This is a genomic window from Pseudomonas sp., from assembly GCF_050739995.1.
Classification (GTDB): domain Bacteria; phylum Pseudomonadota; class Gammaproteobacteria; order Pseudomonadales; family Pseudomonadaceae; genus Aquipseudomonas.
Genome location: NZ_JBOICG010000621.1, coordinates 1 through 3,729, shown reverse-complemented (window position 1 = coordinate 3,729; position 3,729 = coordinate 1). Strand labels below are relative to the sequence as shown.

Genomic DNA, 3,729 nt, shown 5'->3' with positions numbered 1-3,729 from the left:
TGCTTCGCGGGCTGGATGGCGCGCGCCGACACTGCGTCGGGTGAAGTATTCGAGCCGCGCTCCGTGTTCGACCGTATCGATATCGCATCCGACACAGTGATCTGTTTGCCATTCGTGATGGACTTACTGGAGCGCCGCACGATTTGGGCCGACTTGGGGCTCACTTCATCTCCGCGATGGAACAACGTCGGAAACAACCTCAGCGGGGTTTCGTTAATGCTGCGAGCATTGGTACATACGCCAAGACCGGACTTGGAGACTCTGTTCGATTTGCATGTTCAAGCACGGGGAGAACGAGTGCCTTCACCGCAGCAAGCACAATCGGTGTTTGCGCCTGATCAAGGGATCACACCGTTCGATACGGATTTGATCCGATCACAGTTTCTCTAATACTTACGCCAGCCTTTGTCGCTCATTGAAACGACGGGTTTTACTTCGGAGTTTTCTGCCCAAAAACAAAAATGCCAGTCAGCAAAACTGACTGGCATTGGCTAAGGCCCTTCCTGCGCTAGTCCGAGTCTAGCGCTGCACTCTAATCAGTGCAGATGCCCAATCACTCCCACTCAATCGTCGCTGGCGGCTTGCTCGACACGTCATAAGTAACGCGCGAGATGCCTTCAATCTCATTGATGATACGGCCGCTGACGGTCTCCAGCAGTTCGTACGGCAGGTGTGCCCAACGGGCGGTCATGAAGTCGATGGTTTCCACCGCACGCAGGGCCACGACCCAGGCGTAACGACGGCCATCGCCAACGACGCCAACGGATTTCACCGGCTGGAACACCACGAATGCCTGGCTGACTTTGTGGTACCAATCGGCCTTGCGCAGTTCTTCGATGAAGATGTGGTCGGCGCGACGCAGCAGGTCGGCGTATTCCTTCTTCACTTCACCGAGGATACGCACGCCCAGGCCCGGGCCTGGGAATGGGTGGCGGTAGACCATGTCGTACGGCAGGCCCAGTTCCAGGCCCAGACGGCGGACTTCGTCCTTGAACAGTTCGCGCAGCGGTTCTACCAGCTTGAGATTCATTTCATCCGGCAGGCCACCCACGTTGTGGTGGGACTTGATCACGTGGGCCTTGCCGCTCTTGGCGCCGGCCGACTCGATCACGTCTGGGTAAATAGTGCCCTGGGCGAGGAACTTGATGTTGTCCAGTTTGTTGGACTGGGCATCGAATACGTCGATGAAGGTGCGACCGATGATCTTGCGCTTCTTCTCCGGGTCGGACTCGCCGGCCAGGTTATTCAAGAACTGATCTTCGGCATTGGCGCGGATCACCTTGACGCCCATGTTCTCGGCGAACATGGCCATCACTTGCTCGCCTTCGTGCAGGCGCAGCAGGCCGTTGTCGACGAAGACGCAGGTCAGTTGGTCGCCGATGGCTTTGTGCAGCAGCGCAGCAACCACGGAGGAGTCAACGCCGCCGGACAGGCCGAGCAGCACGTTGTCGGTGCCGACTTGAGCACGCACTTGAGCAATGGCGTCTTCAGCGATCTTCGACGGGGTCCACAGGGCTTCACACTCGCAGATGTCGAGGATGAAGCGCGACAGGATGCGGCCGCCTTGCTTGGTGTGGGTCACTTCTGGGTGGAACTGCACGCCGTAGTAACGACGCTCGTCGCTGAACATGCCGGCGATCGGGCAGCTCGGGGTGCTGGCCAGGATGTGGAAGTCTTCCGGCATCTTGGTGACCTTATCACCGTGGCTCATCCATACGTCGAGGCCGAACAGGCCGTCGGCGTCAATGTGATCTTCGATGCCGTCCAGCAGGCGGCTCTTGCCGACCACGTCGACACGGGCATAACCGAATTCACGCAGTTCGGAACCTTCGACCTTGCCGCCCAGTTGCTCGGCCATGGTCTGCATGCCGTAGCAGATACCGAAGACGGGCACGCCCAGGTCGAATACGGCTTGCGGGCAACGCGGGCTGTTGGCTTCGTGCACGGACTCGGGGCCACCGGCGAGGATGACGCCTTTGGGGGCGAATTCGCGGATCGCTTCGTCGTCCATGTCGAACGGATGCAGTTCGCAGTACACGCCGATTTCACGCACGCGGCGGGCGATCAGTTGGGTGTACTGGGAACCGAAGTCGAGGATCAGGATGCGGTGGGCGTGAATGTCGAGGGCCATGAAGTCAGTCTCGTCTAGTGAATCAGAAACAACTCGGGGCTGAATAAAACAGCCCCGGTTACTTAATGTTTTTCTGGAAGCCTCAACCTACGCGGTAGTTTGGCGCTTCCTTGGTGATCTGCACGTCGTGGACATGGGATTCAGCCATGCCGGCGCCGGTGATCCGTACGAACTCTGGCTTGGTGCGCATCTCTTCGATGTCGGCGCTACCGGTGTAGCCCATCGAGGAACGCAGGCCGCCCATCAGTTGATGGATGATCGCGCTCAGGGTGCCCTTGTACGGCACACGGCCTTCGATGCCTTCCGGGACGAGCTTCTCGGCGCCTGCCGAGGAGTCCTGGAAGTAACGGTCGGAGGAACCTTGCGCCTGGGACATGGCGCCCAGCGAACCCATGCCGCGGTAAGCCTTGTACGAACGCCCCTGGAACAGTTCGATCTCGCCCGGAGCTTCTTCAGTACCGGCGAACATCGAGCCCATCATCACGCAGGAAGCACCGGCTACGATGGCCTTGGACAGGTCACCGGAGAAACGGATGCCGCCATCGGCGATCAACGGAACGCCAGTGCCTTCAAGGGCAGCGGCGACGTTGGCGATGGCACTGATTTGCGGCACGCCGACACCGGCAACGATACGGGTGGTGCAGATCGAGCCCGGGCCGATACCGACCTTGACTGCGTCCGCGCCCGCTTCGGCCAGGGCCTTGGCGGCAGCGCCGGTGGCAATGTTGCCGCCGATCACCTGGACTTCAGGGAAATTCTGTTTGACCCAACGCACGCGGTCGATCACGCCTTTGGAGTGACCGTGGGCAGTGTCGACCACCACCACGTCAACGCCGGCAGCGACCAGAGCCGAAACACGGTCGCCGGTGTCTTTACCGGTACCAACGGCAGCACCTACGCGCAGACGACCTTGGTCATCCTTGCTGGCCAGCGGGTAAGCCTTGGCTTTTTCGATGTCGTTGACGGTCATCATGCCTTTGAGGGCGAATTTGTCGTCGACGATCAGCACGCGCTCGATGCGGTGCTTGTGCAGCAGTTCGCGCACATCGTTCTTGTCGGCGCCTTCCTTGACAGTGACCAGACGCTCTTTGGGCGTCATCACTTCGCGGACGGTGACTTCAAGACGGTTCTCGAAACGCACGTCACGGGAAGTGACGATGCCGACCAGGTCGCCATCGTGCAATACCGGGACGCCGGAGATGTTGTGCATGCGGGTGAGTTCGAACAGGTCACGCACGGTGGCGTCGGCTTCGATGGTGATCGGATCTTTCACCACACCGGCTTCGTAACGCTTGACCTTGCGCACTTCGGCAGCTTGCTGCTCGATGGTCATGTTCTTGTGGATGATGCCAATGCCGCCTTCCTGAGCCATGGCGATGGCCAGACGGGCTTCAGTGACGGTGTCCATGGCAGCGGAAACCAGAGGAATATTCAGCTCGATGCCACGGGTTAGGCGGGTCTTGAGACTGACTTCGTTAGGAAGCACCTCGGAATAACCGGGCACTAGGAGAATGTCGTCGAATGTCAGAGCTTCTTGGCTGATACGCAGCATCGCGGGGGCTCCCGAGCGGGAAAATGGAAGCGCGCCATTATATACA

The 3,729-nt window shown here is 59.5% G+C and carries 2 protein-coding genes and 1 pseudogene; 1 reads left to right on the top strand and 2 read right to left on the bottom strand.

The features are described from left to right. A pseudogene (locus tag ACRESD_RS20965) lies at positions 1 to 390 on the top strand (TerD family protein); the annotation flags it as partial. Positions 391 to 553: 163 nt separating this feature from the next. On the opposite strand, the gene guaA reads toward ACRESD_RS20965, so the two are convergent. Further along, positions 554 to 2,131: a glutamine-hydrolyzing GMP synthase gene (gene guaA / locus ACRESD_RS20960; RefSeq protein ID WP_431752650.1), complete on the bottom strand. Its 1,578-nt coding sequence runs from the start codon at positions 2,129 to 2,131 to the stop codon at positions 554 to 556. A gap of 82 nt (positions 2,132 to 2,213) precedes the next feature. Further along, entirely contained in the window at positions 2,214 to 3,683 is a 1,470-nt protein-coding gene (gene guaB, locus ACRESD_RS20955; protein ID WP_248132414.1) for an IMP dehydrogenase, read from the bottom strand. Positions 3,684 to 3,729: the final 46 nt, after the last annotated feature.

Excerpts from the sequence above, each read along its gene's own strand:
- guaA (WP_431752650.1), bottom strand. The coding sequence starts at position 2,131 with ATGGCCCTCGACATTCACGCCCACCGCATCCTGATCCTCGACTTCGGT.
- guaB (WP_248132414.1), bottom strand. The coding sequence starts at position 3,683 with ATGCTGCGTATCAGCCAAGAAGCTCTGACATTCGACGACATTCTCCTA.